General features: G+C 61.1%; 25 protein-coding genes. 5 read left to right on the forward strand and 20 right to left on the reverse strand.

Features of this window, described 5'->3' with window-relative positions:
- Positions 1-141: 141 nt before the first annotated feature.
- The 20 genes from NE591_RS01675 to NE591_RS01770 all read right to left on the reverse strand — a co-directional run bounded on the left by NE591_RS01675 (position 142) and on the right by NE591_RS01770 (position 20,646).
- Positions 142-1,974: a VirD4-like conjugal transfer protein, CD1115 family gene (locus tag NE591_RS01675; protein ID WP_256156251.1), complete on the reverse strand. Its 1,833-nt coding sequence runs from the start codon at positions 1,972-1,974 to the stop codon at positions 142-144.
- Positions 1,971-2,525 carry a hypothetical protein gene (locus tag NE591_RS01680; protein WP_195443619.1) on the reverse strand — a complete coding sequence of 185 codons (555 nt, stop codon included), beginning with the start codon at positions 2,523-2,525 and terminating at the stop codon, positions 1,971-1,973. The genes NE591_RS01675 and NE591_RS01680 overlap by 4 nt, the downstream gene beginning before the upstream one ends.
- 88 nt (positions 2,526-2,613) lie before the next feature.
- Positions 2,614-3,132 (reverse strand): peptide ABC transporter substrate-binding protein, encoded by a 519-nt coding sequence (locus tag NE591_RS01685; protein WP_256156252.1) that lies wholly within the window; start codon positions 3,130-3,132, stop codon positions 2,614-2,616.
- A 133-nt stretch (positions 3,133-3,265) separates the two neighbouring features.
- Positions 3,266-4,009, reverse strand: a complete 744-nt coding sequence (locus tag NE591_RS01690) for an ATP-binding protein (RefSeq protein ID WP_013978970.1) — start codon at positions 4,007-4,009, stop codon at positions 3,266-3,268.
- Between the two features lie 8 nt (positions 4,010-4,017).
- The gene (locus tag NE591_RS01695) at positions 4,018-4,479 is read right to left on the reverse strand and encodes a transcriptional regulator (protein ID WP_227070719.1); all 462 of its coding nucleotides are present in this window, start codon (positions 4,477-4,479) and stop codon (positions 4,018-4,020) included.
- Between the two features lie 20 nt (positions 4,480-4,499).
- On the reverse strand, positions 4,500-4,733 hold the full coding sequence (locus tag NE591_RS01700) for a helix-turn-helix domain-containing protein (protein WP_015760595.1): 234 nt from the start codon (positions 4,731-4,733) through the stop codon (positions 4,500-4,502).
- 63 nt (positions 4,734-4,796) lie between these two features.
- Positions 4,797-5,021, reverse strand: coding sequence for a helix-turn-helix domain-containing protein (locus NE591_RS01705; protein WP_015760594.1), 225 nt, complete (start codon positions 5,019-5,021; stop codon positions 4,797-4,799).
- A gap of 446 nt (positions 5,022-5,467) precedes the next feature.
- Positions 5,468-5,884 carry a metal-dependent transcriptional regulator gene (locus NE591_RS01710; RefSeq protein ID WP_227070720.1) on the reverse strand — a complete coding sequence of 139 codons (417 nt, stop codon included), beginning with the start codon at positions 5,882-5,884 and terminating at the stop codon, positions 5,468-5,470.
- A gap of 266 nt (positions 5,885-6,150) precedes the next feature.
- Positions 6,151-7,599, reverse strand: a complete 1,449-nt coding sequence (locus tag NE591_RS01715) for an ABC transporter ATP-binding protein (RefSeq protein ID WP_227070721.1) — start codon at positions 7,597-7,599, stop codon at positions 6,151-6,153.
- Positions 7,590-8,285, reverse strand: a complete 696-nt coding sequence (locus NE591_RS01720; RefSeq protein ID WP_227070722.1) for an energy-coupling factor transporter transmembrane protein EcfT — start codon at positions 8,283-8,285, stop codon at positions 7,590-7,592. The genes NE591_RS01715 and NE591_RS01720 overlap by 10 nt, the downstream gene beginning before the upstream one ends.
- Positions 8,285-8,866, reverse strand: coding sequence for an MptD family putative ECF transporter S component (locus NE591_RS01725; RefSeq protein ID WP_013978977.1), 582 nt, complete (start codon positions 8,864-8,866; stop codon positions 8,285-8,287). The genes NE591_RS01720 and NE591_RS01725 overlap by 1 nt, the downstream gene beginning before the upstream one ends.
- Before the next feature lie 24 nt (positions 8,867-8,890).
- Positions 8,891-10,651 (reverse strand): ABC transporter ATP-binding protein, encoded by a 1,761-nt coding sequence (locus tag NE591_RS01730; protein WP_227070723.1) that lies wholly within the window; start codon positions 10,649-10,651, stop codon positions 8,891-8,893.
- Positions 10,638-12,341 (reverse strand): ABC transporter ATP-binding protein, encoded by a 1,704-nt coding sequence (locus tag NE591_RS01735; RefSeq protein WP_227070724.1) that lies wholly within the window; start codon positions 12,339-12,341, stop codon positions 10,638-10,640. The genes NE591_RS01730 and NE591_RS01735 overlap by 14 nt, the downstream gene beginning before the upstream one ends.
- A gap of 163 nt (positions 12,342-12,504) precedes the next feature.
- On the reverse strand, positions 12,505-13,143 hold the full coding sequence (locus NE591_RS01740) for a TetR/AcrR family transcriptional regulator (RefSeq protein ID WP_256156253.1): 639 nt from the start codon (positions 13,141-13,143) through the stop codon (positions 12,505-12,507).
- Between the two features lie 220 nt (positions 13,144-13,363).
- Positions 13,364-13,594 carry a helix-turn-helix domain-containing protein gene (locus tag NE591_RS01745; protein ID WP_227070726.1) on the reverse strand — a complete coding sequence of 77 codons (231 nt, stop codon included), beginning with the start codon at positions 13,592-13,594 and terminating at the stop codon, positions 13,364-13,366.
- 184 nt (positions 13,595-13,778) lie between these two features.
- Positions 13,779-14,162, reverse strand: a complete 384-nt coding sequence (locus NE591_RS01750; protein ID WP_256156254.1) for a metal-dependent transcriptional regulator — start codon at positions 14,160-14,162, stop codon at positions 13,779-13,781.
- Positions 14,163-14,166: 4 nt separating this feature from the next.
- Positions 14,167-17,853, reverse strand: a complete 3,687-nt coding sequence (locus NE591_RS01755; protein ID WP_227070728.1) for an ABC transporter ATP-binding protein — start codon at positions 17,851-17,853, stop codon at positions 14,167-14,169.
- Between the two features lie 38 nt (positions 17,854-17,891).
- On the reverse strand, positions 17,892-18,506 hold the full coding sequence (locus NE591_RS01760) for an MptD family putative ECF transporter S component (protein WP_015760586.1): 615 nt from the start codon (positions 18,504-18,506) through the stop codon (positions 17,892-17,894).
- Positions 18,507-18,556: 50 nt separating this feature from the next.
- Positions 18,557-19,972: an ABC transporter ATP-binding protein gene (locus NE591_RS16180; protein ID WP_227070729.1), complete on the reverse strand. Its 1,416-nt coding sequence runs from the start codon at positions 19,970-19,972 to the stop codon at positions 18,557-18,559.
- The gene (locus tag NE591_RS01770) at positions 19,969-20,646 is read right to left on the reverse strand and encodes an energy-coupling factor transporter transmembrane component T (protein ID WP_371130557.1); all 678 of its coding nucleotides are present in this window, start codon (positions 20,644-20,646) and stop codon (positions 19,969-19,971) included. The genes NE591_RS16180 and NE591_RS01770 overlap by 4 nt, the downstream gene beginning before the upstream one ends.
- Positions 20,647-20,842: 196 nt before the next feature.
- Between NE591_RS01770 and NE591_RS01775 the strand changes: the two genes are divergently transcribed.
- From NE591_RS01775 to NE591_RS01795, 5 genes are all read left to right on the forward strand, one after another.
- Positions 20,843-21,901, forward strand: coding sequence for a helix-turn-helix domain-containing protein (locus NE591_RS01775; protein WP_227070731.1), 1,059 nt, complete (start codon positions 20,843-20,845; stop codon positions 21,899-21,901).
- 756 nt (positions 21,902-22,657) lie between these two features.
- On the forward strand, positions 22,658-23,662 hold the full coding sequence (locus NE591_RS01780; protein WP_114539416.1) for a permease: 1,005 nt from the start codon (positions 22,658-22,660) through the stop codon (positions 23,660-23,662).
- A gap of 157 nt (positions 23,663-23,819) precedes the next feature.
- On the forward strand, positions 23,820-24,764 hold the full coding sequence (locus NE591_RS01785; protein ID WP_157012438.1) for a permease: 945 nt from the start codon (positions 23,820-23,822) through the stop codon (positions 24,762-24,764).
- A 51-nt stretch (positions 24,765-24,815) separates the two neighbouring features.
- A complete protein-coding gene (locus NE591_RS01790; RefSeq protein ID WP_197745987.1) occupies positions 24,816-25,178 on the forward strand; it encodes a thioredoxin family protein in 363 nt (120 codons plus the stop codon).
- A 97-nt stretch (positions 25,179-25,275) separates the two neighbouring features.
- Positions 25,276-25,551 carry a helix-turn-helix transcriptional regulator gene (locus NE591_RS01795; RefSeq protein ID WP_114539525.1) on the forward strand — a complete coding sequence of 92 codons (276 nt, stop codon included), beginning with the start codon at positions 25,276-25,278 and terminating at the stop codon, positions 25,549-25,551.
- Positions 25,552-26,136: the final 585 nt, after the last annotated feature.

Below are 26,136 nucleotides of genomic sequence, written 5' to 3' on the forward strand. Positions count from 1 at the left end.
AGGCGGCCGCCCCGGTTGGTACAATTGGTCTTGGAGCGCATCGCGCGCCCCTTTGCATCCGGGACGGCGCGCGGCTGGCCTGTGTGGAAGCTGGCCTCGCCGCGCTTATCCAGGGAGCGTCGGATCCCGCCGTCCCGTCTCTCATCTCATGGGGCCATCACCGCCTTTCCTCTTCCGATATTCCAGGAAGTCGAAGCGCGCCTCGTGCCTCGCGCCCGCGTGCCCGGGGTCGACCTCGGGATAGGAGGGGTGCTCCTCGATGCGGTACTTCGCGCCCTTCAGGGGGTAGGTCCCGCTGATGAGCACTATCGACTCGTCGCGCGGGAGCCTGCCCACCTCGTCGGGCGTCATGAGGTCGCGTTCGATCACGTTGTAGTTCTGGGTCGTGGAACGGTTCGCTCCCCTCGAATCGCTTTCCGTGAGCACCTTCACGGTCTGCTTGCCGATCATCTTGGAGACCATCTCGTTGGTCTCGGTCGACTTGCCGCCCAAAAACACCACGGTGTCGCAGCAGTCCAGGATGGTCTTCGCCCCCTCCTTTTTGTATGAGCGCTCGAGCTGGCTCGCCGACTGCAGGATGATGCTGAAGCTCACGTTGCGGGAGCGCGCCGTGGCGATGGCGCGCTCGAAGTCGGGAACCGTGCCGAGGTTGCCGAACTCGTCGAGCAGGAAGTGCACGGGGCGCTTGAGCGCCCCTCCGAAGCGATCGAGCGCCGTCTTGTAGAGCACGCTCGTGGCCTGCCACATGAGCAGCGCGAAGAGGAAGTCGAAAGTCGAGTCCGAGTCCGACATGCTCGCGAAGATGGCGTGGCTGCCCTCTCCCGAGCCGAGAGAGTCGAGCGCCATCTCGTCGTATGCGACGAGATCGGAGACCGCATCGACCGAAAGGGGCTTCAAGCGCACGTTGCAGCTAATGATGATCGACTTCAGGGTCTTCCCGGCCGCCACCTTGAAGGCGCGGTAGTTCGACAGCGCGAAGTCCTCCTCCGGGTCGCGGGGCTCGGCGATGCGGACCCAGCCCCAGTCGCCCCCGTCGTCGAAGGGGCGCTCTTCCCGCGCCTCGCGCCCGCGCCCGCGCTCCATGAAGCGCATGCCCGTCTCGAGCTCCTCGAATATGAGGTCGAGCGGGCTCATGTAGGACTCGTCCTCCTCGCGCGCCTCCGCGAGGCTCAGTAGCAGCATGAGGGAGTTGAGGTTTCGCTCCTCGGGTCGCGCGTGGTAGACGAGGTAGGCCACCAGCGCCGTGTAGAGCAGGCGCTCGGAGTTCTCCCAGAAGGGGTCCGACCCCTTGCGGTCGTCGGGCGTGGTGTTCTTGATCAGGCACTCCACGAAGACGAGGATGTCGGCCTGGTCCTTCACGTATGAAAGCGGGTTGTAGTGCATCGAACGGGAGAAGTCGGTCGTGTCGAAGGTCCGTATGTCGTAGCCGGCGTCCTCGAGCATCCAGCCGACCTCGCCGAGAAGAGTCCCCTTGGGGTCGGTCACGAGGAAGTCGGCGTTTGCCTGCATGAGGTTGGGCTTGACGTAGTAGCGCGTCTTGCCGGAGCCGGGCCCGCCCAGCACGCACACGTTTCGGTTGCGGTCGTGCTTGAGGTCGAAGCGCCGCGGCTTGAGCGCGAGCGCGAAGTCCCTCGAGAGCAGGATGTTGTTCGAGGGATCCTTCGAATCCATGAACGCGCGCCCCTCCTTGAGGGTCCCCCAGCGGGCGGACCCGTGCTCCTCGCCCTGGCGGTACGTGCCCGCGCGCACGAGGCTGCGCGCCCAGACCGCCCAGGGTATGCATGCGGCCATGAGGCCCACGGCAAGCGCCATGGGCTCCGCCGCGAGCCCCGTTTCGGGAATCGCCGACAGCAGGACTGGGGCGTCGCATGCGGGGAACCCCGACGCGGCGGCCGCAGCCGCGAGCGCGTCTCCGGCGCAGAAGCAGGCGGCGCTTGCGGCACCCGCCACGAGCGCCTGCGCAAGCGGCCTCATTTCGCCCTCGTCTCGACGCCGCGCGAGATATCGCGTGCCTTGCCCTTGGCCGCCTCGAGACGAGAGGACGCCTCCCTGGCATGCGCGGCCTTCTCGGCTATAGGCTCGTCCTTGGCGCGCTCGCGCATCTTCGAGAGCTCTTTTTCCGCACGCGGGGCAGAGGCCCGAGTGGCCTTTTCGAGGTCCTTGAAGGCATCGTTCACCGCAGGCGCGTCCTCGACCATGAAGACGAGGTGCTCGCCTTCGGGCATGGGCGCGAACTCGTGGCGGATGCCCTCGCGGGACAGCTTCTCGTCGATGATCTGGCGGATGGTCTCGTATTCGGGCAGGGCCGCGAACTCCGACATGTCGAGCTTCGCCCATTCCGCGACACCCGGAGAGGACTCGATCTCCCCTCCGGATATGTTTTCGCAATCGCCGCGGGCTCGCTTGAATGCCGAAGCCAATCGCTCGCCGCCCGCCACCATCGCCGCCTCTCCGGCATCCTGGCCGATGCGGATCATCCAGTCGACGAGCTTCTCGCCGGAGTCGTCGCCGAAGTCGTTCGTCATTGGTTTTCCTTTCTTTCCAGTGGGACAAACTGTCCCAGTCGCCTTCCCAAAACAGAGAAGGCGGGATGAACCCGCCTTCTCAGATGCATCAGCGAACCTCCGCCCGCGCATTTCGCGAATGCGGGTTCGCAGTCTTATTCAATTGCGGGATGGAATCCCGTGCGCGTCTTGCCGCGTCCTCGATGCTCGGAATAGCGCTCATGTAGTCGAGACGCTTGCACTGCTCTGGAGTTGCGCGATGCATGCACTCGATCGCATGTGAGAACCTCTCGGGCTCCTGCGCGATGCGGCCGAAGGACCAACTCTCGAAGGCGAGCCAGCCGGAGTCGGTGCGCTTCAGCGTCCACCACTCGTCGCCGCCGTCGACCTGCTGCACGAAGGCGAGATCCTCGTACACGATCCCCTGGCGCAGCGCCCAGTTTCCGTGCGCGAAGAAGCCGCGCAGCTCTTCCACGCTGCCGGCCTTCGCGAACTCGTAGGGGTATTCCTCGAGGTAGGGGTCGTCTTGCCAGGGGTATCCGCCCCGCCTGAGCCAGCCGTTCTCCTGGCATTTGTCGGCGAGCTCCCGCTTGGTTCTCTCGTCGGCTTCCTTCAACCTGTCCGTCATCGTTCCTCCATCGCCTTCCGGAGTCGGCTGCCATCCGCACGCCGACTGCCCTCGATTCTTGTCGCGATTTACTCACAGACTCGCCGATGGCGTCGGCGGGAGAAGGCGCCGTCGTCCCGGCAAGTCCCGTCGGTCACATCCTTGACGCAATCCTCATATCCGGCCCCGTGAGGTGGATGGGGATGGTGGTCTCCGAGAGCCGGCTCGCGATAGCCTCGGCGGTCTCCGTCTCTCCCTTCCTTCCAAGCCTTTTCGATAGCGCCTGGGGCGAGTAGTTCGAGGTGAAGATGGTCGGCCTCATGTTTTCGTATCGGGCGTTTATCACAAGGAACATCATGTTCGAGGACCACTCCTTGGCATCCTCTTTGCCGAGGTCGTCGAGGACGAGGACGTCGCATGCAGCGTATCTGGAAATGACCGAATCGGTCTCCCCGTTCCCCGAGAAGCTCGCCTTGATCCTCTCGAGCATCGCCGATGCCGTTGTGAACACCGTGCGGTAGCCGGCGTCCACGAAGGCGTTCGCCAAGGCTGCGGCTGAATAGCTTTTCCCCCTTCCGACCGAGCCGTATATGTAGAGGCCTCGCCCTGCGCTGCCCTCGAACGACTCGAGGTAGTCGATGAGGTCCTGGTGCTGGACGGTCGCGCCGAGGAACCGCTTCGGGATCCCCGCGCGCTTGCGGCGCTCGGCCAGGCGCGCTTCCCTCTTCGCGGCTTCCATCCTCTCGGCTCGCGCCCTTTGCCCGCGTGCGCCCTCGCAGTCGCATTCGCGGAACCCCGCGACGATCCGCCTGGCGCCGAACTCGACCACGCATGGAGCGAGGGGGCGCCCGCAGTATTCGCAGCAAGCCTCCGAATGCGTCGGCTTCGATTCGCCCATGGCACGTCCTATCTGTAATCTTTGTTTTCCGTCTTTGTTATTAGCTGGCAAGGCGTCAGGGGTCGGCATGGCGTCTGGTCATGCAGAAGGCGGCACGGGCACGGCCTGCGGTCATCCGATGGCATTTCGCCATGCGTCGACTGGCCGGCCCCCTCGATTGCCCCCTTCGCCCTTCGGGCCGCCTCGAAGTCTATGCGGTAGACCTTCGTCTCCCTCCCTTTGGAAAGCTCTTGGCGGCCTACCTCGAACACAAGGCCCGCCTCCTCGAGCTTCCTCACCGCTCGGACAACGCTTCGCGTGTCGACTCCGAGAATCTTGCCCAGATGCGCCTTGCTCTCGAAGTAGGGGGATCCGCTTTCGCAGAAGCCGTAGATCCGGGCGTACACAAGGAGGGGGAGGCCTGTGAGGCCGAGCCCCCTCGTCATGAACTCCCTTACGATGATGAAAGCCTCGTCGCTACGCTCCGCCATGTCGGTCGTTCCCCGCGTCCCTAGACCGCATTGCGCTTGCTCCACTCGAGGAGCTCGTCGCGATAGGCGAAGAACCCGCGCTTCTTGCCGTTCATGCGCCTCAAAGGCAGGGGGTCGTCCTCGCGCTTGTGCCACTCGTAGACGCTGTTTCGGCTTACGCGGAACAGAATTGCAATCTCCTCGACCGAATACGTGTCCTGGACAAGGACGGGCGTCTTGACGAAGACGCCAGATGTTTTTCTATCAGAAATCATATCGAGTGCTCCTTCCGAAGGCGGCGGAACGCGGCAGCGCGCGCAAGAGCGCCGTCAGCATGCCTACCGCCTTCCAAGGGCCCGGTCGACAGCTTCGATATCGAAGCGAATGGTCTTCGCGCTGAGCCTCACGCAGGGAATCGAGCCCTTGCGGGCCATCGACAGCACCCTTCTGGGCGTTATTCCGAGATGCCGGGACACTTCCTCCGCATCAACGAGGTCGGACAGCGATTGGCTCGATCCTCCGAATCGCCGAAGGCCTCTGATGCCGTCTTCCGATACGTCCATGGGTTTCCTTTCGTCTCCACAAGGCGCTCTTAAAGCGTTTCGAGCACCGATAGCTCCAATAAAGTCCTTTCGGTCATGTTCGAGCCGGAGTCGAATGGGGTCAAAACGGGAAAAGCGGGCTTGTCCCGCTAAGTCCCTGCATGTCATTCGTTGACGAAATCTGCGCAATCCGCCGCAAGCGCCACCCAGGTAGTAGTTTTGCTTTATGTGCCTTGATTTTCGGGATGCGTCCTGCAACTTGAAGGCCTTGGCCGCAGATAATCGAGATGATGAGGTGGGGACCTGACAAGGAAGAAGAGAACGGCATAGCAAAGCGGCCCCGTCCAATTCGGAGGGCCGCTTTGCTGGTAGGGGAACTCGCCAGACGAATCGTGGCTATTTTGGAATATGAGCCGGCACAGCATTGTCAAAGGCGATGAGGCCGGTCGCTTGGTGATGCTGATCCCTTATCGAAGGGAATCCTGAATCCGCCCTAGGTGGGAGGAGAGCTTCTCGAAAGAATCCGTGGAGATGCAGTGCTCCATGCGGCATGCCTCTTTGGAGGCAACTTCCGCATTCACCCCGGCGTTGGCGAGCAGACGCTCGAAGAAGCGGTGCTTGGCGAGGGTGGCCTCGGCGAGGCGCCCGCCCTCCTCGGTCAGCCGCACGTCGCGGCCGACCACCTCGGCGAGGCCCCTGCGCGTCAGGTTGCCGAGCGCCTTGGTCACGCTCGCCTTCGAGACGCCCAGCCGCTCGGCGATGTCCACGTTGCGGCACGACCCGCGCAGGCGGCGGATCACGAGGATGGCCTCGAGGTAGTCTTCGGACGACTTGGTTGTCGCCCTGCTCCGTGAGCCGCGGCTCGCATCGGCTTCATCCCTCATTCAAATCATCCTCTCGTTCGCCTAGTCCCTGCAGGCGACACGGCTTCGCGAACAGTCCGCCGCACGAGCCGACCCCGCATCGGCGAAGACGATGGGGCCGGCCGATTGGCGATGCCGATCCCTCATCGAAGAGAATCCTCGATCCGCTCCAGGCAGGAGGAGGGGTTCTCGAAAGAATCCGTAGATGCACTGCTCCATGCGGCACGCCTCTTCTGCCATCCGGGAAGGGACGTGGAATCGGCTTCCGCTACGTCGAGTGAAGGCAACTAACGAACGCACCCCATGAACCTAAGGACGCTTTTGCTGGATCCGGGCGCCCGCAGGTCGACCTTCTCGCAGCCGTCTCGCCCCACCATCAGAGCCGAAGTACAGACCTTGAACAAAAACTCAAGGTCATGGGTGATGACAGCCACGGGACGGCCTTTGGCAAGCTCCTCGATGAGTTCGGCAATCCTCGCCATGTGCATGAAGTCGAGGCCCGATGTCGGCTCATCCAGAACGACAATCTCCTTGCTGCTCAGAAAGGCGCAAGCCAGCGCCAAACGCTGCTTCTGGCCTCCTGATAGGTTTTGCGGATGCTCGGTCCTCTTGTCCCATAGGTCGATGGCCTTGACGATGCGCGCTGCCTCGTCAAGGCGGTCGTTATCGATGTCTTTCCAGTCGGTCAGGATCTCGTTTTCCACCGTATCGAAAAACAGCTGGTAATCGACGTCTTGCATCATGTAGTACGAGCGGCGAAGCCTCTGCCGCGGTCCAACCCCCCACGAGAAGGCTTGCCGCCCGCCGGCAAGGCCGCACATCGCTCGGGCGAGCGTGCTCTTTCCGACTCCGTTCGCCCCAAGGACGCCCATAACCTCGCCTTCTCGCAAAGAGAGCGTCAAAGGCCCGATCAGGTCCTTCCCGCCTGCGGAGACCGACACACCTTTCATTGAGGCAGCCTCTGCCCCGAGCTGGCGATGGTTTTCCGGGTTCAGGCCGTGTAGATCGAGCGCGCGAAGTCCATAGCGCGCGCAATCCTCCGCGCGAAGCCGACCCGCTGCGAACGAATCGATGATTTGGCCGCCCGCCATGACGTAGAGCCTGTCGTAGAGATCCGCCAGAAAGTAAAGCCTGTGCTCGGCGATGACGACGGTCTTGCCGAGGGCCTTCAAATCGGCGAGGATTCGGCGAAAGTCCTCTATCCCTCCGTGGTCGAGGCTGGCGGACGGCTCGTCGAAGAAAATCACCTGGGTGTCGTAGACGAGCGTCGAGGCTATGGCGACGCGCTGCTTCTCTCCTCCCGAGAGGCCGACGAGGTCCTTGCCCGCCAGATGCGCGATTTTCATGCTCTCGAAAGCCGACTCGACCCTTTCGACCAGCTCCTCGCGAGGCATGCCCAGATTCTCGCCGACGAGGGCCACCTCGTCGGCCGCCTTGCGGGTGAAGAACTGGTCGGTCGGGTTCTGGAACACGTTGCCGATCGCACGGGCAAGCTCGCCGGAGGAAAACTCTCCCAGGCTTTTCCCGAGAAGCTCGATTCTCCCATCGAGCTCGCCTTCGTACTGATCGGGAATCAAGCCGTTCATGGCGCGCATGAGAGTGGTCTTCCCGCACCCGGAGTTGCCAGTGAGTACGACGAGCTCGCCGCGCTCCACCGAAAACCGCACGTTCTTCAATGCCGCGAAATCTTCTCCCTTGTATGAGAAAGACCGAATGTCGACGTCAATCACACCCATACCGCGACCCCCAAAAGAACGACTCCGGCGCCCAAGGCGGCTCCGTCAAGCAGACCGAAGGAGAGACTTCGGTAGCTCGTCTTTTCGCAATCCGCTTCGATTCCTTTCGAAATCACGGAGGAGACGAGCGTCTCGCTCACGTGCAGGCACTTGTACACAAGGGGAACGAAGTAGAGCTCGAAGGCGCGCACAGGACGAAGCGGGCTCGGGCGCAGCCCGCGAACCCGCATCCCGCGCTTTATCTCCTTCACGCGATCGCCCATCTCGTCGAGGAAGCGCAACCCTATGACTGCGCCGACTGCGGCTCTGTTCGGAACGTGCAGCTTGCGCATGCTCGCCAGAAGCTTCGAGGAGCTCGTCATCATGAGGGCGCAACCGATGTTGACGACGGGGAAGACCCTCACCACCAAAACCGCCACGCCCAGGAAGATGCTCGTGACATAGCCGATGTCGACATGCAGGATCAGCTGCACGACCCCGCACGCCACCGCAAAGAGCACAAGCTGCCTCAAGAAGGATGCCGGCGAGACGTCCAAAAGGACGAGAAACGACAGCGCCAGCACGAGGGCATATACCAGCTGATTGGCGAGAAACGCTTGGATGAGCGCCAGAAGCGTCAGCGCGAAGAGCGTCAGCGGGTGCAGATGCCCCTCGCGCCCGCCGTCGAGCAGATCCGTTCGCCCCATCAACCCAGCCTGCTTTCCTTTGCGCCCTTTTCGAAGAACTTGTCGTTGATGAACATTCCGAAACGCCCGGCCAGAAGCTCGGTCACAATATTGATCAGCACGCAGATGACCATCATGTCGACCGTGTACATCGCCACCATCTGCTGCGCCTGTTCAAGCGAGATGCTCTCGACGAAAGTCGCCAGCCCATCGGATCCCAGAACGAGCACGAACACTATCATGTGCATCGAGTAGATGAACATCGATGCCGAAAACGACAGCCACACCCTCTTCTTGTTTCCGTAGTCGCCGGCGATGATCTCTGCGACGATGCCCGCGATCAGGCACAGGGGCGTCGCGACGGCGAAGCCCATGATCGCGTAGAGCACGCCGTAGATCAACCAGAAGCAGAAAGCCGTCCCTCTTTTTTGCACCTTGCGCGCCATGATGGTGTAAACGGGACCGACGAAGAAGGCCGCGAATCCCGCCGAGACGTACATGGAAAGCGCGCCGAACATGCCGGTTATCATGCCGACGCCCATCCCGAGGGCGAATCCGATCACTCCCAGTACCGCTATTGTCGCGATGTCCTTCAGTTTCATGTGATCCTCCTTTTGCTCGGTTTGCTATGCCAATTGCCACTGGGAGCTCGCGTTGCGCTTGTCCCAGAAGTCTTTGTATTCTCCTTCGAGGGCGATCAGCTCGTCGTGCGTCCCTGTCTCCGCAACCTTGCCCGAGCGGTCCATGACCACGATCTTGTCCGCCATGCGCACGGTTTCGAGCTTGTGCGCGACCACGATGAGCGTGGAGCACCGTTTGAGCGTCTCTATTGAGCGGACGACGTTCTTCTCGTTTTCCGCATCGAGAGCCGACGTCGCCTCGTCCAGAAGCACGATGGGAGCCTGTTTGAGAAGCGCTCGAGCGATGGAAACGCGCTGCCGCTCGCCGCCGGAAAGCGAGCGACCTCCTTCGCCGCACAGCGTCTCCCAGCCCTCGGAAAGGCGCTCGACGACCTCCGTCATCCCGGCAAGGTCGGCGACCGCGCGAAGCTGCTCCTCCGAAGCATCCGGGTTCGCCATAAGCACGTTGTTTCGCAGCGTGTCGTTAAAGAGATAGACGTCCTGGAAAACGAAAGACACCCGAGCGAAAAGATCCTCTGTCGTCATATCGCGGACGTCTACACCGCCGATCCTGACCGCTCCGTCGTCGACGTCGTAAAAACGCGCGATCAGCTTGAGCAAGGTCGTCTTGCCGCAGCCAGACGGGCCCACGATGGCGACCATGCTGCCTTCCGGAACGTCGAGATCGACTCCACGAAGGATCGGCTTTTCCTTCATGTAAGAGAAGCGAACCCCTCCCATTCGGACGCTTGCGTCGGTCGGACAAGCCCTCGACTCGCCCACAACCGGCAGCTCGGCCGCTTCGACGACCTCGTCCATGCCGTCGAGCATTGCCCGACGGTCCTCCATCCCGAATAGGGCTGAGGCGACCTCGTTGAGGAGGGTGGTGAACCTTAATGCGACGCCGATCATGACCACCGTCTCAAGTGCTCCGATGCTTCCGCTTGCACCCAAGCAGCTCACCGCGATGATCATGCTCACAACGAGCGCCTGCACGCTCGCCCCGGAAAGGATTTCGCCGAGGGCGCTCCACCACAGGCCGCGGACCGACCGCCTTCTACCTTCTGCGAAACTGCCCTCAAGCTCCGCATAGTCGGCGCCCGCACGGCAAGCGCGCAGCGCTCCCTGGCATCGCGCGAACTCTACTATCCTTGCGGCGATGTCTCGCTCGGCGGAATCCTCCAGCCCGTTCCCTTTTCCGACACATGCCTGCGAAGCGCGCAGAAGAAGGAAAAGGATCGGGATGGAAAGCGTCAGCATGATTCCAATTTGCCAGCTCCAAAGCCACACGGCAGCACAGAACACGATTGCGGCGGCAGCGTTTTTTATAAGCTGGCCAACATAAAGAGCAGCGGCCTGTCCGGTCGAGATCATCTCCTGCGTAACCATGCGCGAAAGCCTTCCGGCGCTATCCGCCTTGAACCAGCCGAGCGGCAAACGCGACACCTTGTTCCCGATGACCACCTGCATATTGCGCATGAAGCCCAACCCTGCCGCATAGCTGAGCTTGGTACCGAAGAACGAGGCTGTCGAGCCGACGACCGCCACAGCTGCAAGCGCGACCGCCCAGCCCCAAAACGTCAGGCCCCATTGGGGGCCGCCGGACTGGAGGGCCATGGCCGCCGGCATCATGATGGCGAGACCGATGCCGCACATCACGCCGGAAAGGGCGTAGAGCAGAGTTCCCAGACGGTGCTGGCGCCTATCGCTCTCGTCCATATAACGACGAAGCCTCGGTAAGAAGCGTTTGGAATTACTCATCTGCATCGCCCTCTTCCTCACTGCCGCAGAGGCCTCCCTGCTTGAGAAGCGCCCGGTAATGCTCGTTGACTTGAATCTCCGCATGCGTTCCAAGGGCTACGATCCTGCCTTCTTCCAACACGGCAATTTGATCGGCGCCTAGGATTGCGTTGAGCCGGTGGGCGATGGCCAGAACCGTTCGGCCTTCGACCAAGGAACTTAGCGCTTTCTGGATCTCGAGCTCCGAATCCGGGTCGGCAAAAGCGGTGGCCTCATCCATGATGAGAACCGGCGTGTCGGCCAAAAGGGCGCGCGCTATGCTCACGCGCTGGCTCTCGCCGCCTGAGAGCGAGCAGTCAGTTCCCAAAACGCTGTCGTACCCCTTGGGCAGCGACATGATGAAATCGTCGATCTGCGCTGTGCGGGCAGCCTCCCGAATCTCTTCCAGAGAAGCCTCCGGCTTCGCTAAAGAAATGTTCCTCCCGATGGAGGCGTTGATCAGCATGGGGTCCTGGAGCACGAACGAAACCGCGCTATAGAGGTCACGGGAGGAGATATCCCGCAAATCAACGCCGCCGAGACGGACGGAGCCGCTTTCCGGGTCGTCGAAGCGCGCGATGAGCGTGGCGAGCGTCGATTTTCCCGAGCCTGACGGGCCGATGAGCGCCGTCGTGGTACCGGGATTAAGGACAAGGCTGACGCCGCGCAAGGCCTGGTTATCGCCGTAGGAGTATGATACGTCGTTCACCTCAACGACGACCCCGTCGGGCTTCATTGGGGCTCCCGACTCGGGAATCGACGGCGTGTCCAGGATCTCGCACAGCCTGACGGCGGCGGCGCCGGCCATCTGGTACGACCATGTGCTGTTGGCGACAGCGCTGATGGCGGTCGGCAAAACGATGGCTATCAGCGAGCACGCGAGAACTTGGGGGAGGCTGGCCAGCCCCGCCCCCATGACGATTGCGCCGCCGCAGAGGTTGATCAGCAGAAGCAAGGGAGAGGAGATGAGCTCGCCGGCAATCGAGCAAAGCCCGATGAGCGGGGCGCACCAGTCCCAGTACGACTGGGAGAATGCCGATGCGGCGTCCGCGTAATTACGATGCGCCTCTCCTGTTTTCCCGAACGCTTTGACCACCTTGATGCCGGACACGAGCTCGACCATCGTCGAGGACACTTGTGCAAGATGCCCGTTCATCTCGGCGGTTTTCGGGCCCATATCCTTCATGGAGAGCGCCTGCAGCAGGAAATAGAGGGGGATTGTGGCAACGCCGATCAACGCCAGACGCCAATTGACCCAGAGCATGAAAGCCAGAAGGACCATCGGCTGCAAAACGCCGTTGAGACGGTCGACCGGCCCGTGCGCGATGACGGTGTGGACCGTCTTCGTGTCATCCTGCACAGCGCTTCTGACCTTGCCGGATTCCGTAGCGCTAAACCAAGCAAGAGGCGCGTGGCTCAACCGCTCAACGATACCCTTGCGGATGACGTAGCGCAGCTTCATATCGGCAAAATGCGTGATGATGAGCGCGAGAGCGCGAAAGAATAGCTGCGAGAGGAACGCCATGACGAGGAGGAGGGCAATTTCGTATACCTTGGACGCATCGGCCTGCGCGAGCGGGCCTTCTCCCACTAGGAATAGGTCTCCCAGCCATACCAAAGCCAAATACGGGGCAAAGGACAAAAGCGCCGAGAGTACCGTAAACACCTGTGCCAGCATGACACGTCCCTTGACGGGACCAGACAGGCGCCTGATAGCCTCTCGCCCCGCTTCGTCCCGTTGCCGGTCTTGCTCGCTTGTCTCTGCCATGGGCACCACCTCAAGTTATAGTCTCGGTTAATAATGACTTAGTTATCTTTGACGGCAAAAAAAGAAAGAGCCGTCAAAGCGTGCGATATTTCTCCCAGCCCGCATTGAAGAACGTTGAAATGACCTCGGTCGTCGCGTTGAGCTCCTCGACGCTCTTCGCGTGGATGATATTCTCGGAAAGAGCGCTGTAGAACGCGTGATTGACGATGTGGAGAGACTCCTTCGAGATAACGGCTCGAGCCTTCTCTGCGCCGTGGATTAGCTCAAGAGCACGAAGGGTCGTTCTGTCCTCCTCGTCGACGAGCCAATCCAGGAAATGCTCGTAAGGAGTGCCGTAGGAGCGGAACACAAGGAGCTCGTAGATGTCGCGATGGGAGTACAGCATCGCCGTGGTCGCGAGCGTCCCCGCCGCTTTGGCCTCGAGCGCGGCGCGCACCTGCTCCGGGGTCACGGGCTTTCTTTCGTCGTACCCGGCGAAACCTCGCTCCTCGCCTTGGGCGTAAGCTTTGCGAATCATGCTCGCCAGCGGCTCGACCAGCTCCGAGAAGAGCGCCTCCTTGTCCTTGAAGTGCTTGTAGAACGCCCCGGTGGTCACGCCGGCAGCCTTGCAGATCCTGCGCAGGTTCGCCTTCTCGAACCCCTCTTCCAGAAACGCCGCAAGGCCGCTCTCCAGGATGCGCTCGTGCGTCTCCTGGTAGTTGCCGTTGCTCACTGCAGTCACCTCCCTCCAAAAATAACTTAGCTATCTTTCGTGTTGGGAATTCTGCCACCAAAGTTAGTCACTGTCAACTCTTATGCTCATGATATCTCAGTAGAAGCGGCCTTGGCTTGATAGACGGAGGAGCCTCGATGAACCGCCTAGTTAATTTGGGCGGGAACTATCTCTACTCGAATCGAAGCGGGGCGTCCTGAAAGGTTCTGTCTGACTACAATCACGTCGCGTGCCGTTTGCTCCACTCGAGGAGCTCGTCCCTGAACGCGAAGCGCCCCCTCTTTCTGCCTATCATCCTCCTCAGTGGCAGGGGGTCGTCCTCGAGAAGGCTCCATTCGTAGACCGCGTTCCTGCTCACACGTAAGAGTATCGCTATCTCCGCCACCGAGTACGTGTCCTGTATCGGCACGGGGATCTTGACGTACGGGCATCCTGCTGATTCGACTGCCATGCGTCTGCTCCTTCCGGAGCGGCAGACGCTGCACCTCGGCGTCGCGGGGCTTGGCGGCGATGGCGCGATGCTCGTTGCCATCGCCGCCGCTCGATATCGTCCCCTCGCTCAGCGAGGAGTTGCCTAGTGGGCGGTATCCGAAACTGAGCCAGTCGCCCAGTCTGGCCTGCAAGCCGCCCTCCGTTTACCCGCCATCGCCCTCGTCTCGTCGGCTCCCGAGATAGGCCGCGAAACATCTGTAGGAGTCCTCTGACAGGCAGTGCTCCATGCGGCAGGCCTCCGCCGAGGCGGTCTCGGCGTCCACGCCTGACTCGACGAGCAGCCGCTCGAAGAAGCGGTGCTTGTCGAGGGTGGCCTCGGCGAGGCGCCCGCCCTCCTCGGTCAGCCGCACGTCGCGGCCGACCACCTCGGCGAGGCCCCTGCGCGCCAGGTTGCCGAGCGCCTTGGTGACGCTCGGCTTGGCGACGCCCATGCGCTCGGCGATGTCCACGTTGCGGCACGACCCGCGCAGGCGGCGGATCACGAGGATGGCCTCGAGGTAGTCCTCGGAGGATTCTCGCCCGCCCATCCGCTCATCTGCCCGTCGGGACATCGGCGGCATCGCCCCTGTCGGCGGGAACGGTCCACGACGAGCTTTCCTGCTGGAGCCTCCACAGCCTCGCGTACAGCCCGTCTTCGGCGAGCAGCGTCTTGTGGTTCCCCTCCTCCGCCACGCGCCCGCTGTCTAGGACGACGATCTTGTCCGCATTGGCGACGGTCCTCAGTCGATGGGCGATGACGATTACCGTTTTGCCTGCGCACAGGGTTCCGACCGCTCTCTGGATAAGCGTCTCGTTCTCGGGGTCGAGCGAGGCGGTCGCCTCGTCGAGGAGCACCACGGGCGCGTCTTTCAGGAGAGCCCTCGCAATGGAGAGGCGCTGGCGCTCCCCGCCCGAGAGGGAGGCGCCGTTCTCGCCCAGCACCGTGTCGAACCCCTGGGGAAGCCTCTCGATGAACTCCAGGCAGTGCGCCGCCCTTGCAGCCTCGGCCACCTCTTCGTCGGAGGCGCCTTCGCGGCCGATGCGAATATTGTTCGCAACCGTGTCGTCGAAAAGGACCACGTCCTGGAAGACTATGGAGACGTGCGCGAGCCACGATTCCTCGGAGAACTCGGCGATGTCCTTTCCAGAGCAGAGGACCCTGCCGCTGTCGGGCTCCCAGAATTTGGCCGCCAGCTGGGCGCAGGTCGACTTGCCCGAGCCGCTCGGCCCGACGAGCGCGGTGACTTCCCCCTCGCGCGCGACGAAGCTTACGCCGTGGAGCACCTCTTCGTCGCCGTACCCGAACCGGACGCCCTGGAAGGACAGGTCGTGGCCGGGCACATCCGCCGAGGCGGACCCCCTCGCTTCGGGCTCGTCCATGACCGCCTTGATGCGGGCGGTCTTCGTCGAGAGGTTGAGAAGGTTGGGCAGCTGCGAGACGAGGGCGAGGATGGGCCCGTAGACGCGGGAGACGATGAGCAAGAACATGAGCAGAACCATGAAGTCCACGCCGCCGGAGGCGAGAAGCACCGCCCCGACGCAGGCGGTCAAACCGACTCCCGAGCGGAGGATGGCGCTCGCGAGGGAGACGGAGACGTCGACGGCGAGCTCGACCCGCATCGTCACCCTCTTGAGCTCGAGCATCGCCTGCTCCATGGCGGCGGAGTCCTTGCCCACCGCCCTGCAGGCCCTCATGTCCTTGATGCCCTCGAGGTAGTCCTGCACGCACGCCAGCGCATCCAGGCGGACTCGATTCTGCCTTTCGAAAAGGCGCGACTGATGACGGCGGCTCAAGGCGATGACCCCTGCCGAAAGCGGAAGCGTGACCATAACGCAGCAGGCGAGCCGCCAGTCGAAGAATGCCAGCATCGTGCAGATGACCACGGTCGACACGATTCCGGCGATGAGCTGCGGGAGCGTCGACGAGAGCATGGACTCCTGCGCCGTCACGTCCCCCATGATGCGGTCGGCCACGTCGGTCGTGTCCCGGCGGTTGAAGAAGCTCATGGGCAGCTTCCTCAGGTGGTCGGCGAGGCGCAGGCGGGTGCCTTCGGACTCGGTGTACGCGGCCACGTAGGTTTTCTTGTAGTCGTTTCTCGAAGCGACGAAGACCACCGCCATCCCCGCAAGCCCCACGGCGAAGATTGACCAGAGCACGGCGGCGTCGAACGGCTCGCCCGCAAGGGTCCCCACGAGAGCCGCGAACGCGGCGACCGTGCAGACGAAGGGGATCATGAGCGCCAGATCGCTCAAGGTGCAAGCAATGGCCGAGCGCTTGAGGCCGACGTAGCCCTCGTCGGAAAGGTTGAACGTCCTCTGAAGCCAAGGCGCCCTGCCGCTCGACGGCTTGCCGGGTTTCTCCGCAGGGTCGCACTCCTCGGCGGAGACGCCCTGCGTTGCATGCGGGGCGGTCGCTTCGGAGGATCGGGTGTCGTCGCGCGGGGCCGCTTCGATGCCCCATTCGACCGCTTCCGTGTACTGCTTCCACATCTTCGCGTACGTCCCCGATGCGGCGAGGAGCTCTTGATGGGTGCCTTCCTCGACTTTGCGCCCGCCGTCGAGCACGACTATCTTGTCGGCACCGACGACCGTGGAGAGCCTGTGGGCGACCATGATCACGGTCTTGCCGGCCATGAGCCTCTCGAACGCCTTCTGGATCAAATGCTCGTTCTCGGGATCGGAGAACGCGGTCGCCTCGTCCAGCACCACGATGGGCGCGTCCGAAATGATCGAGCGCGCGATGGCTATCCGCTGCTGTTCGCCGCCGGACAGGTGCACGCCTTCGGAGCCTATTACCGTGGCGTAGCCATGGGGAAGGCTGCTGATGAACGCGTCCGCCTGGGCGGCCTTCGCGGCCTCGACCACCTCGTCGTCGGTCGCCCCCGGCCTGCCGCGCCTGATGTTCTCCGCGACGCTCTCGCGAAAGAGGTGGGAATCCTGGAACACCAGGCTGAGGCTGCCCATCAGCTCATCCTGGCCCATCTCGCGGACGTCGACGCCGCCGACGAGAACCTGGCCCGAATCGACGTCCCAGAAGCGGGCGACGAGGTTCGCGAGGGTCGATTTGCCCGAGCCGCTCGGCCCGACGACCGCGCACACCGTGCCGGCGGGGATTTCCAGCGAGACGTTGCGCAACGCCGGCTCCGCGTCGTCTTCGTAGGAGAAAGTCACGTCCCGAAGGGACACCGAGGCGTCCTTCGGGGCTTTCGGCGTCTCGGGACAAGAGAGCTCTTCGATGCCGAGCACGGAGTCGATACGGTCGATGTTTGCCTGGGCGAGCATCCCGTCCTCGCTCACGTAGAGGATCTTCGTGAACACGCTCGATATCGAATGCACGAACAGGAGGTAGAAGACGAGCGAGAGCACGAACGTCGGCCAGTCCTGCGCGCCCGGGGCGAGGAGTATGCCGACGGGCAGAACGAACAGGTACGCGTTGTTGAGGACCGCCGTGAAGCCCGGCATGGAGTTCCTGAAGAAGAGCGTGACGTCGAGGGAGAGGCCGGTGTAGTCCTTTATCGCGTCGGAGAGGCGCTTGAACGAGCGCGCCGTCTGGCCGAAAGCCTTCACGACGCGCATTCCGCGGACGTACTCCACGGAGGCGTTGCCCATCTGCTCCTTGACTTCCTGGTAGCGCCCCATGCTCGCCATGACGCGCTTGTCGGCATAGCCGGAGAACTGCACGACGCATGCGACGGCGACCGCCGCCAGCGTGGCGACGCCGAAGCGCCAGTCGAAGACGAAAAGCAGCGCCGCCAAAACGACGGGCGCGGCGGCGGTGGCCGCCAGGTCCGGGATGGAATGGCCGATGAACTGCTCGATCCCGCCGACGCTCTCGTCCATGACCTTCGAGATCCTACCCGTGCCGAGCCGCGCTATGTGCCCAAGAGGGATCCTCCCGAGATGGGCGGCGATATCGAGCTTCGTGCGGTACTGCGCGTCGAACGCCGCGGCGTGAGAGCACAGCAGCGCGGCAAGATAGCACCCCACGTCAACGACTATGCCTGCCACCGCCAAGCCCGCGTAGCCCGTCATCGCCGAAACGTCGACGGCGGCCAGGTTCGGATAGACCCCGACCGCATCCCTAATCATGAAGTAGATCGCCACGTATGGGACGAAGGACGCCGCCGCGGATAGGACCGCCAGCGCCATGGAGGCGAACACGAGGGGCTTTCTTCTCCCCGCGAACCGCAGGCAGCGGGAAAGGGCCCCCGGCTTCCTTCCTTTGCTTTCCTTGCTCATTGAATACCTCTTCTCTCATGTTGCTTTGAAAAAGGGCGCTAGGCGATTCCCGCGCGCTCGAGGTGCTTCTTGAACACCGCCCGTCCGACCAGCGAGCCGATGATGCCGCCCGCGAAGGTCACGACCGCGATGATCGCGAACGTCTCGGGAGTCACCGTGGACAGAAGGGCTTCCATGTAGGCCGGGTCGATGCTGTTGGACCCCATCAGCTCGCGGTAGTAGTCCTGGGAGGCGAACATGGGAACGAAAAGGCCCGCCGCCCAGCAGGTCTCGAAAAGCGCGTACCCCACGGCGACGCCTGCGAACCTCCCGTACCCGAGCGCTTTCCGCGCCAGCTCGGAGACGGCGCCGCCGACGGCGAGGCCGAGCGCCACGGGCCATCCCGACCCGATGACGAAGATGACCACGGCGAAGACGAGGGCCATGATCAGCGAGGTTCCTGCGCGCGGCACGCGCGCATGCATGTAGACCCAGACGATCCCGGCGGGTATCGCCGCGATGGCGCAGCAGCCGCAGTACGCCACGACGCTCATGGAGGTGATTCCCACGACGAGCATGCTCACCACCATGAACAGCAGAGAGAAGACGCCGAGGGCTATGAGGTCCCTGGAGCTGAGGCTGCCGCTTTCCTTCTGTTTTGCTTTTGCTGTCATTTCCAAATCCTTTCTTTCATAGGAATCCTTCTCAGTCTTTGCAGGCCGGCTCACTCGATGAGCACGATCTGGTCGCAGGCCTTAGACAGGAACTCCGTGTCGTGGCTGACGACCGCCACCGTCTTCCCGCGAGACGCCTCTTCGCGCAAGATGAGCGCGAGGCGCTCCATGTTCCGGAAGTCCAGGCCGCTCGTGGGCTCGTCGAGGAGAAGCGCCTGCGCTCCCGATTTCGACGCGATGGCGCAGACGCACCGCTGCTTCTGCCCTCCCGAGAGCGATGCGGGATGGCGGTCGGCGACATCTCCCAGGCCAAACTCCTCCAGGACCGCTTCGAGACGAAGTTCGTCGACGTCGGAAGGAGACGGGGCCGCGGATGCCAACTCGTCGCGCACGCTCGGGCGAAAGAGCTGGTAGTCGGGGTCTTGCATGACCAGAAACGCATGATTGGGTCTTCTCTTGGGAGGGACCACCGAGCCTTGGAACCGGACATGCCCGAGCTCTTCTTTTTTGATCCCCGCCAGGCACTTGAGCAGGGTTGACTTGCCTGCCCCGTTTCGCCCGACCACGCCGACGACCCTCCCGGGGTCGAACGAGACGGTAATCCCCTCGAGGACCGGCACACCCTTCTCGTACCCCGCATAGATTCCCCTCGCCTCGACGGCGGGAAAGGCGGAGACGGGACGGGAAAGGCGCTGCATCAGGTCGGCGAGCTTCGGCGGCTCGGAGGATCTGAGCCCGCAAGACTCTCGCTCGGAGTCGGGCAGCCCCAGGAATCGCTGCGCGTCCCATTCGGCGGCGACGGAACCGCCTTCGAAGAGCAAGTACCGGTCGGCGACGCTCGCGAGGTAGGAGAGCCTGTGCTCGGCGATGATCACGGCAGACCCGCTCGACTTGGCTTTCGAGATGAAGGAGGCGAGCTTCTCCATGGAGGGAGGGTCCAGATTGCTCGAAGGCTCGTCGAGGACATAGACGCTCGGCTTGCAGGCCCATGCGCTCGCGAAGGCCACCGATTGCATCTGGCCCCCGGAGAGCTCGAAGATGCCTCTGCCCATCAGGCACTCTATGCCGAGCTCGCGCACGACGTCGCGCACTCGCCTGTGCATCTCCTCCCTGGGAACGCCGAGGTTCTCCATGCCAAACGCAATCTCGCCGGTCGTGTCGAGGTTGAAGAACTGAGTGCGAGGGTTCTGGAAAACGCTGCCCGTCAAAGACGAGAGCTCCCAATCCTCCAGGTCGTCGACATCCCTGCCCGCTATGAGGATCTTTCCCGTCCGACTGCCCTCATAGAACCCACCCGCCAGCCCGTTGACGATCCGGGTCGCGGTGGTCTTTCCGCAGCCAGATTCCCCGCAAAGAACGATGCATTCGCCCGGCGCGACGGCAAAGCTCACGTCGTCGACCGCCGGGGCATCGAACCCCGCATAGGTGAAGGAGACGCTTCTGAGCTCGACAGCGTTTTTCGTCACAGTAACCCTCCGATCCCCTGATTGGCCTTAGCAACCACAAGAAGCAAGCAGCAGGCGGCAAGGATCGAGAGAGGCAGGAAATCGACCCATCCGAACCGGGGCGCGTTGTAGGAGGTCTTCCTTCCAGGCCGGTCGATGCCGCGCGCAACCGCCGCAGCAGCGAGCTCGTCTGCGATCTTGGCGCAGCGCAGCATCACGGGCACGACCACGGATTCGAACATCAGCGCCGGCTTCGAAACGAGATTCTTAAGCGAAAGGGCGAGCCCCCTCACCCTCATCGCGTCCGCTACGGCAGAAGACTCCTCCTTGAGCGTCGGAAAGAACCGCACCGCTATCACCAGCGGAACGACAACCGCCTTCGGCAGCCTCATCGCGTAGAGGGCGGCCGTGAGGTCGCCAATCTTGGTAGTGGTCGCGAAGACCGCCGCGAACAAGCAGATGGGCATGCAGGTGCGGCAGGCCAGGGCGAACGAGCCGAGGGCTCCGGCGGCGTTCGGCGGAAGCATCGTCGTGACCCAGAAGATGCCCATGAGAAAGAGGTAGGCGAAAGAGAAAGACGCCGCCATCCTTCCGCGCCCGATTGCGAAGGAGAGGAGGACGACGACGGCAAAGAGAACCGAGCCCAGAACGTAATCCTTCACGATAGCCCCGGTCGCTATGAGCACGACGAGCATGGCCACCTTCGTTCTGACATCGATGTCCTCCGCGAGCGTTTTCCGTGTTCTTCTTCGCAAAACCAGAGAGCCTTTCTTTTGTCGCTATAATTGACAAAGAAATGTTAGCCTTGGTTAATCTGAATCAGATTGCACCTGGAAGGAAAAGTCCGAGCGCGCAAGAATTGCGTCCGAACGCGAATAAAAGGATCGGAAGATGTACGACAGGGAAACGATGTTCTCCCACGCTGCGCAAGCCGCGACGGAGACCTTTGAGGCCTCGCTTGAGTCAATCGGCCTCGTCTTGGCAGATGAGTGGAACGGAGAGGGGTCCCTCTTCGAAGGTGACGGGCGCAGATGCGAGGGGTGGTACTGGGCGTGGGAGGCGCGGCGGTCCTTCTCCGTCGTCTGCTGCGATTTCACTTTGAAAGAACCCCTGCCCTTCTGTTTCGATTCTGGCGGTTATTTCGCCGTCCGCCGCGAAAGACATGGCCTCATGCCGCAATCAAGTGTTTCCGCCTTTCTGGAAGCAAAGCCCAAGACAAGCTCGATCCTGCTTCCAAAAGGAGCGAGATTCTCTTACACGGAGATCGAGTACTACGACGAATACTGTCAAAGCGTCTTCGGGGAAAGAATCGACAAGGCACTAAAACCGCTAGCGACCAGCCTGAAGGGTCTGAGGAACCAGGCTTCCTGGGATCCGGAAATAGCAGAGATGCTCGGCGAGATAACTCCAAGGGAGATCTCGGGGCCGGAAGCGGGCCTCCTGTATTCCGGAATCGCGAACTTGGTGATGGCAAGGCTGCTCAGGATGGGAGAGAGCCTGTGCGAGGGAGTGGCCGAGCAGGACCGCCTTTCGATCGCGAGAGCCGTATCGTACATCGAGAACAACCTAGGCGGTGCGATCAGGCAGAAGGACCTGCTCGAGGCCGCGAACATGGGGTCAACCAAATTCAAGAAGACATTCAAGCAGGTGACGGGATTGACAGTGACCGAGTTCGTCTCCTCGGAAAGAATCGAGCTGGCGAAAAGACTGCTCACCGACCATGATATGAGCATAGACGAGGTAGCGCATCGTTGCGGGTATGCACGAGCAACAAGTTTCTCCACCCTCTTCGCGAAATCGGTTGGCATGTCCCCACGCAAGTGGAGATCGATCGCGAAGGTCGCTTTCGACGACGACCCGGAATCGAAATTACTGGGTGTTCTCGCAAGCGGGCGCTCCTGCGTCAGCGAGGCGGAATCTCATTTTTACCTATCTTCGGAGACGTCGTGAGTTTGCCCTGAAATGACAGCGAAATCCTTCTGAACAGCGAACTCGCTCCCCTTGAGTTTCAATCAGAATGATGCTTGGCAAGCCGACCCGAAATGAAGGGCATCAAGAACTCTTGTCGTAGTCGCGTTCTCGGTGGAGATTTCATTCGAAAGAGAAGGATTCAATCGAACGGGGATAGCGGGTTTTCGCAGGCCGCGCACCAAATCCATCCTTCGTCGAAACTCAGGCGTAAAACTCACGAAATGGTAAAATGAAAAGAGCTGAGTTTGGGATGAGTTTTCTCTGAGAGAGGCTAACCGAATACAGCTGACAACGAGAAGAAACCACGGATAAAACGAGGACAAAATCGTAAAAATGAAACACTATTGTTTTATCGAGTGGGAGTGAGTTTTACCAGTTCAGAGGCGCTATTTTGCTTCACCATTACTTTCTAATTCTTTGTAAAACTGTGTAATTCTCCACAAGGATTTTGCAAGCCACTCGATTATCCTCTCACTTTCGATTTGATTGAAAATGACCCGTCAAAGCCTTGACGGGTCTTTCTTTTCCCGGTTCCAATACTGTATATTGGCGGCTTCTGGAGTGCTGTGCCTAGAGACAATGTTTCAAATATGCGCTTAGATTTCAGATTCCTTAGCTTTATAACTTTGAATTGTTTTAAGAATCCAGCGATTCATAGACTATACATTGACACATTTCAATGTATGAATATACTAAGCGTATTACATAGACGGTTATCGATGTAAAGGATTTATAATGGAAGTGGTCGGCTCGTACCTTATGGATCAGGTGCTCAAGATGCAGTGGCTTTCGGATCTTGTGACCATGCTCGTGGGCGCATTCGGTTTGGACGTCAACTCCCAATGGGGAGGCACGATACATTTCCTCATCTACGACACCGTCAAGATAGTCATTCTGCTCTGCGTGATGATCTTCATCATCAGCTACATTCAGAGCTACTTCCCGCCCGAGCGCAGCAAGCGCATCCTGGGGCGGTTCAAGGGCATCGGCGGCAACATCGTAGGTGCTTTGCTTGGCACGGTGACGCCGTTCTGCGCCTGCTCTTCTATCCCGCTGTTCATCGCGTTCACGCGCGCGGGGCTCCCGCTCGGGGTGACGTTCTCCTTCCTCATCTCGTCTCCCATGGTGGACATCGCCTCCATCATCCTCATCATGAGCATCTTCGGCCCGCACGTGGCCCTCATCTACACGGTGGTGGGACTCGTGATCGCAGTGGCGGGGGGTACCGTCATTCAGCACCTCCACATGGATGACCAGGTGGCCGACTTCGTGCGCGGCGAGGCGGTGGACGCCGTGCAAGCCGAGACGATGACGAAGCAGGAGCGCGCGACCTACGCACTCGGGCAGACGGCGGAGACTTTCAAGAAGGTGTTCCCCTTCATCCTCCTGGGCGTCGCCATCGGCGCGCTCATCCACAACTGGATCCCGCAGGACATCGTCGAGGCGGTCTTGGGCGACGGCAACCCGTTTGCCGTCGTGCTCGCGACGCTCATCGGCGCTCCCATCTACGCCGACATCTTCGGCACCATCCCGATCGCCGAGGCGCTCTTCGGCAAGGGCGTGGGACTCGGCACCATCCTCGCGTTCATGATGAGCGTCACCGTGCTCTCGATCCCCTCGCTCACCATGCTCTCGCGCGTGGTGAAGCCGAAGCTGCTCGCCACGTTCGTCGGCATCTGCCTTATCGGCATGATCATAAGCGGGTACGTGTTCAACTGGCTGCAGCCATTGTTCGTTTAGGAGCTCTTATGTGCAGGTGCAAGAGAAGACATAGATGCAGGTCGGTGTAGGCCTCCCGGGTTTCAATTGACGACCGTATAGCTGATTCGATTGATTGCGGCCGATGGGCTTTGGGCCATACCCCTTCCCATCGGCATGCGAACCCAAGGAGGCATAGATGTTCGACAACTTATTCACCGTGGAGAACCTGCTCAACGTTCTGGGCACGTTCGCCTACCTGTTCGGGGAGCTCTTCCTGCTCTTCATCGCCATAAGCTTCTTCGTGGCCCTGTTGCAAGTGTGGGTGTCGAAGGACCGCATCAAGCGCATCCTCTCTCGTCCCCACAAGGTCACCAACGCCGTGCTCGGCGCGGCGCTCGGGGCGGTGACGCCGTTCTGCTCATGCTCCACCATCCCCGTGCTGGTGGGGCTCTTCAAGAGCGGCGCTCCGTTCTCGGGAGCCATATCGTTTTTGATGACATCGCCCATCCTCAACCCGGCCATCATCGCGCTTTTGCTCGTGTTCTTCGGGCCCGTTCCCACGCTGGTTTACACCGTCATCACCTTCACGTTCGCGGTGTGCGTGGGGCTTCTGCTCGACGCTCTCGGGTTCTCCCGCTACATCAAGAACGTCGTCGTCAAGGGCGGGTGCTGTGGAGGCGACGAGGTCACCTGGGAGAACCTGAAGGGGACGTTCTGGCAGAAGCAGGCTCAGGCATGCAAGTACGCCTTCAAGGACGCCATAGGGCTGTTCAAGGGGGTCGTCGGGTGGCTGCTCCTCGGCGCGGGCATCGGAGCCTTCATCTACGGATTTGTTCCCACCGAGCTTCTGGAAGGGCTTGCCGGGGCGGACAACCTCTGGGCCATCCCGCTTGCCGCCGTGATCGGCATCCCCATGTACATCCGCGTGGAGACGATGATCCCCATCGCGGGGATCCTCATGGAGAAGGGCGTGTCAGCGGGCGTCGTCATCGCGCTCATCCTGGGCGGCGCGGGCTGTTCCATCCCCGAGGTGTCGCTTTTGAACAGCATATTCAAGAAGCCCATGGTGGTGACGTTCGTGCTGTGCATCCTGCTGGTGGCCATAGGCACAGGCTTCGCGTTCACACTCGTCATGCCCTAGCGGCATGAGAAGCATATAGCAATGAAGGCCCATTAGAGAAAGGATAGGAAGATGGGACTGTTCGGAAAGGTGTTCGGCAAAGAGGACAAGAAAGATAGCTGCTGCTGCGACATGGAGATCGTGGAGGTACCCGAGGGCGAGGAGGCACCTGCGGCATGCGAGTGCGATTCATCTGGGGCGGATGCAGTCGTGCTGACCGTGCTGGGGCCGGGATGCAAGCGCTGCCACCAGCTCAACGATAACGCGCAGGCCGCCGCATCGAAGGCGGGCGGCGCGGTGAGCGTGGAGTACGTCACCGACCCGGTAGCGATAGCCGAGGCGGGCATCATGGCTACGCCTGCGCTTCTCGTGAACGGCAAGGTCGTCTCGCAGGGCAAGGTGCTCGCGCAATCGGAGATCGAGGAGCTCCTGTAGGCGGAAGCCGCTATCTGACGGGGTGCGTTCTGCGCTTGACAGCCGTAACATCCTGATTGAATATATAGATAAGCATCAATTTCTAAGGTTTGGAATCATGGAGACAGAGAAGACAGCGCTGCTATTCAAGGCTCTCGGAGACGAGAATCGCTTGCGTATCCTAAAACTTGTATCCCAAGGAGAGGATCTCTGCGCCTGTCGTATTCTCGACGAGCTCGACATCACCCAGCCCACCTTGTCTCATCACATGAAGATATTGAAGGATGCCGGTCTGATCAGCGCTAGGAAGCAAGGGCGCTGGATGCACTACTCGATCAGCGAGAACGCAATCAACAAGGGCGTTGAGTGCCTACAGCGTTTTCGAACGGAATAGGCACTCTAATTCGCGACTAGTCTAGTTCATGGAAGCTGCTGGAGGCTTTTCTTCTGCTGAATGGCCGAGGGCATCCCTCGGCCTTTCTTATGCTCTGCTATCTCTGCCTTGACCTAAGTCAGTCTAGTCTCCGCAGAACAATGGCTCTCGCATGGCGGCTAATGGCTTGGATGTGATGTTTTACAGTGATTTGGCCTTCGGAGACACTGAACTCATCGTGAACTCACTTTGAACTCATGGTTTTTCGTTTGCGCAGTTCAGGACTTTACACCCATAGTCTGTTTTTATTCCTGCGTTATTCCTGGGTATAAATGTGAGTCCTGTATAATGGGTAGTTGAACTCAACATAAACATGTGCAGAGAGTTTCGGCTGGTCAGACAAAGTGTTTTCTAGTTTTCTTATTTACTCCCTCATGCTAAGACTAGAGATTGCGAAATAAGTGAGTTCAAATTGGTACTAGGAATGCTCGACACTAGTCGGACATCCTATGATGAGGTGATACGAAATGACTCTGCTCGAACAATTATCCGCCCCTAAAACTATCGAGTGGGAGTGAGTATTACCAGGTCAGAGGCACTATTTGG

The organism is Adlercreutzia sp. DFI.6.23 (assembly GCF_024462535.1).
Taxonomy (GTDB): Bacteria; Actinomycetota; Coriobacteriia; order Coriobacteriales; family Eggerthellaceae; genus Adlercreutzia; species Adlercreutzia rubneri.

Coding starts and splice junctions, on each gene's coding strand:
- NE591_RS01675 (WP_256156251.1), bottom strand. CDS start 1,974: ATGAGGCCGCTTGCGCAGGCGCTCGTGGCGGGTGCCGCAAGCGCCGCC.
- NE591_RS01680 (WP_195443619.1), bottom strand. CDS start 2,525: ATGACGAACGACTTCGGCGACGACTCCGGCGAGAAGCTCGTCGACTGG.
- NE591_RS01685 (WP_256156252.1), bottom strand. CDS start 3,132: ATGACGGACAGGTTGAAGGAAGCCGACGAGAGAACCAAGCGGGAGCTC.
- NE591_RS01690 (WP_013978970.1), bottom strand. CDS start 4,009: ATGGGCGAATCGAAGCCGACGCATTCGGAGGCTTGCTGCGAATACTGC.
- NE591_RS01695 (WP_227070719.1), bottom strand. CDS start 4,479: ATGGCGGAGCGTAGCGACGAGGCTTTCATCATCGTAAGGGAGTTCATG.
- NE591_RS01700 (WP_015760595.1), bottom strand. CDS start 4,733: ATGATTTCTGATAGAAAAACATCTGGCGTCTTCGTCAAGACGCCCGTC.
- NE591_RS01705 (WP_015760594.1), bottom strand. CDS start 5,021: ATGGACGTATCGGAAGACGGCATCAGAGGCCTTCGGCGATTCGGAGGA.
- NE591_RS01710 (WP_227070720.1), bottom strand. CDS start 5,884: ATGAGGGATGAAGCCGATGCGAGCCGCGGCTCACGGAGCAGGGCGACA.
- NE591_RS01715 (WP_227070721.1), bottom strand. CDS start 7,599: ATGGGTGTGATTGACGTCGACATTCGGTCTTTCTCATACAAGGGAGAA.
- NE591_RS01720 (WP_227070722.1), bottom strand. CDS start 8,285: ATGGGGCGAACGGATCTGCTCGACGGCGGGCGCGAGGGGCATCTGCAC.
- NE591_RS01725 (WP_013978977.1), bottom strand. CDS start 8,866: ATGAAACTGAAGGACATCGCGACAATAGCGGTACTGGGAGTGATCGGA.
- NE591_RS01730 (WP_227070723.1), bottom strand. CDS start 10,651: ATGCAGATGAGTAATTCCAAACGCTTCTTACCGAGGCTTCGTCGTTAT.
- NE591_RS01735 (WP_227070724.1), bottom strand. CDS start 12,341: ATGCTGGCACAGGTGTTTACGGTACTCTCGGCGCTTTTGTCCTTTGCC.
- NE591_RS01745 (WP_227070726.1), bottom strand. CDS start 13,594: ATGGCAGTCGAATCAGCAGGATGCCCGTACGTCAAGATCCCCGTGCCG.
- NE591_RS01750 (WP_256156254.1), bottom strand. CDS start 14,162: ATGGGCGGGCGAGAATCCTCCGAGGACTACCTCGAGGCCATCCTCGTG.
- NE591_RS01755 (WP_227070728.1), bottom strand. CDS start 17,853: ATGAGCAAGGAAAGCAAAGGAAGGAAGCCGGGGGCCCTTTCCCGCTGC.
- NE591_RS01760 (WP_015760586.1), bottom strand. CDS start 18,506: ATGACAGCAAAAGCAAAACAGAAGGAAAGCGGCAGCCTCAGCTCCAGG.
- NE591_RS01770 (WP_371130557.1), bottom strand. CDS start 20,646: ATGCTCGTCGTGCTCATAGCGACCGGGGCTATCGTGAAGGATTACGTT.
- NE591_RS01775 (WP_227070731.1), top strand. CDS start 20,843: ATGTACGACAGGGAAACGATGTTCTCCCACGCTGCGCAAGCCGCGACG.
- NE591_RS01780 (WP_114539416.1), top strand. CDS start 22,658: ATGGAAGTGGTCGGCTCGTACCTTATGGATCAGGTGCTCAAGATGCAG.
- NE591_RS01785 (WP_157012438.1), top strand. CDS start 23,820: ATGTTCGACAACTTATTCACCGTGGAGAACCTGCTCAACGTTCTGGGC.
- NE591_RS01790 (WP_197745987.1), top strand. CDS start 24,816: ATGGGACTGTTCGGAAAGGTGTTCGGCAAAGAGGACAAGAAAGATAGC.
- NE591_RS01795 (WP_114539525.1), top strand. CDS start 25,276: ATGGAGACAGAGAAGACAGCGCTGCTATTCAAGGCTCTCGGAGACGAG.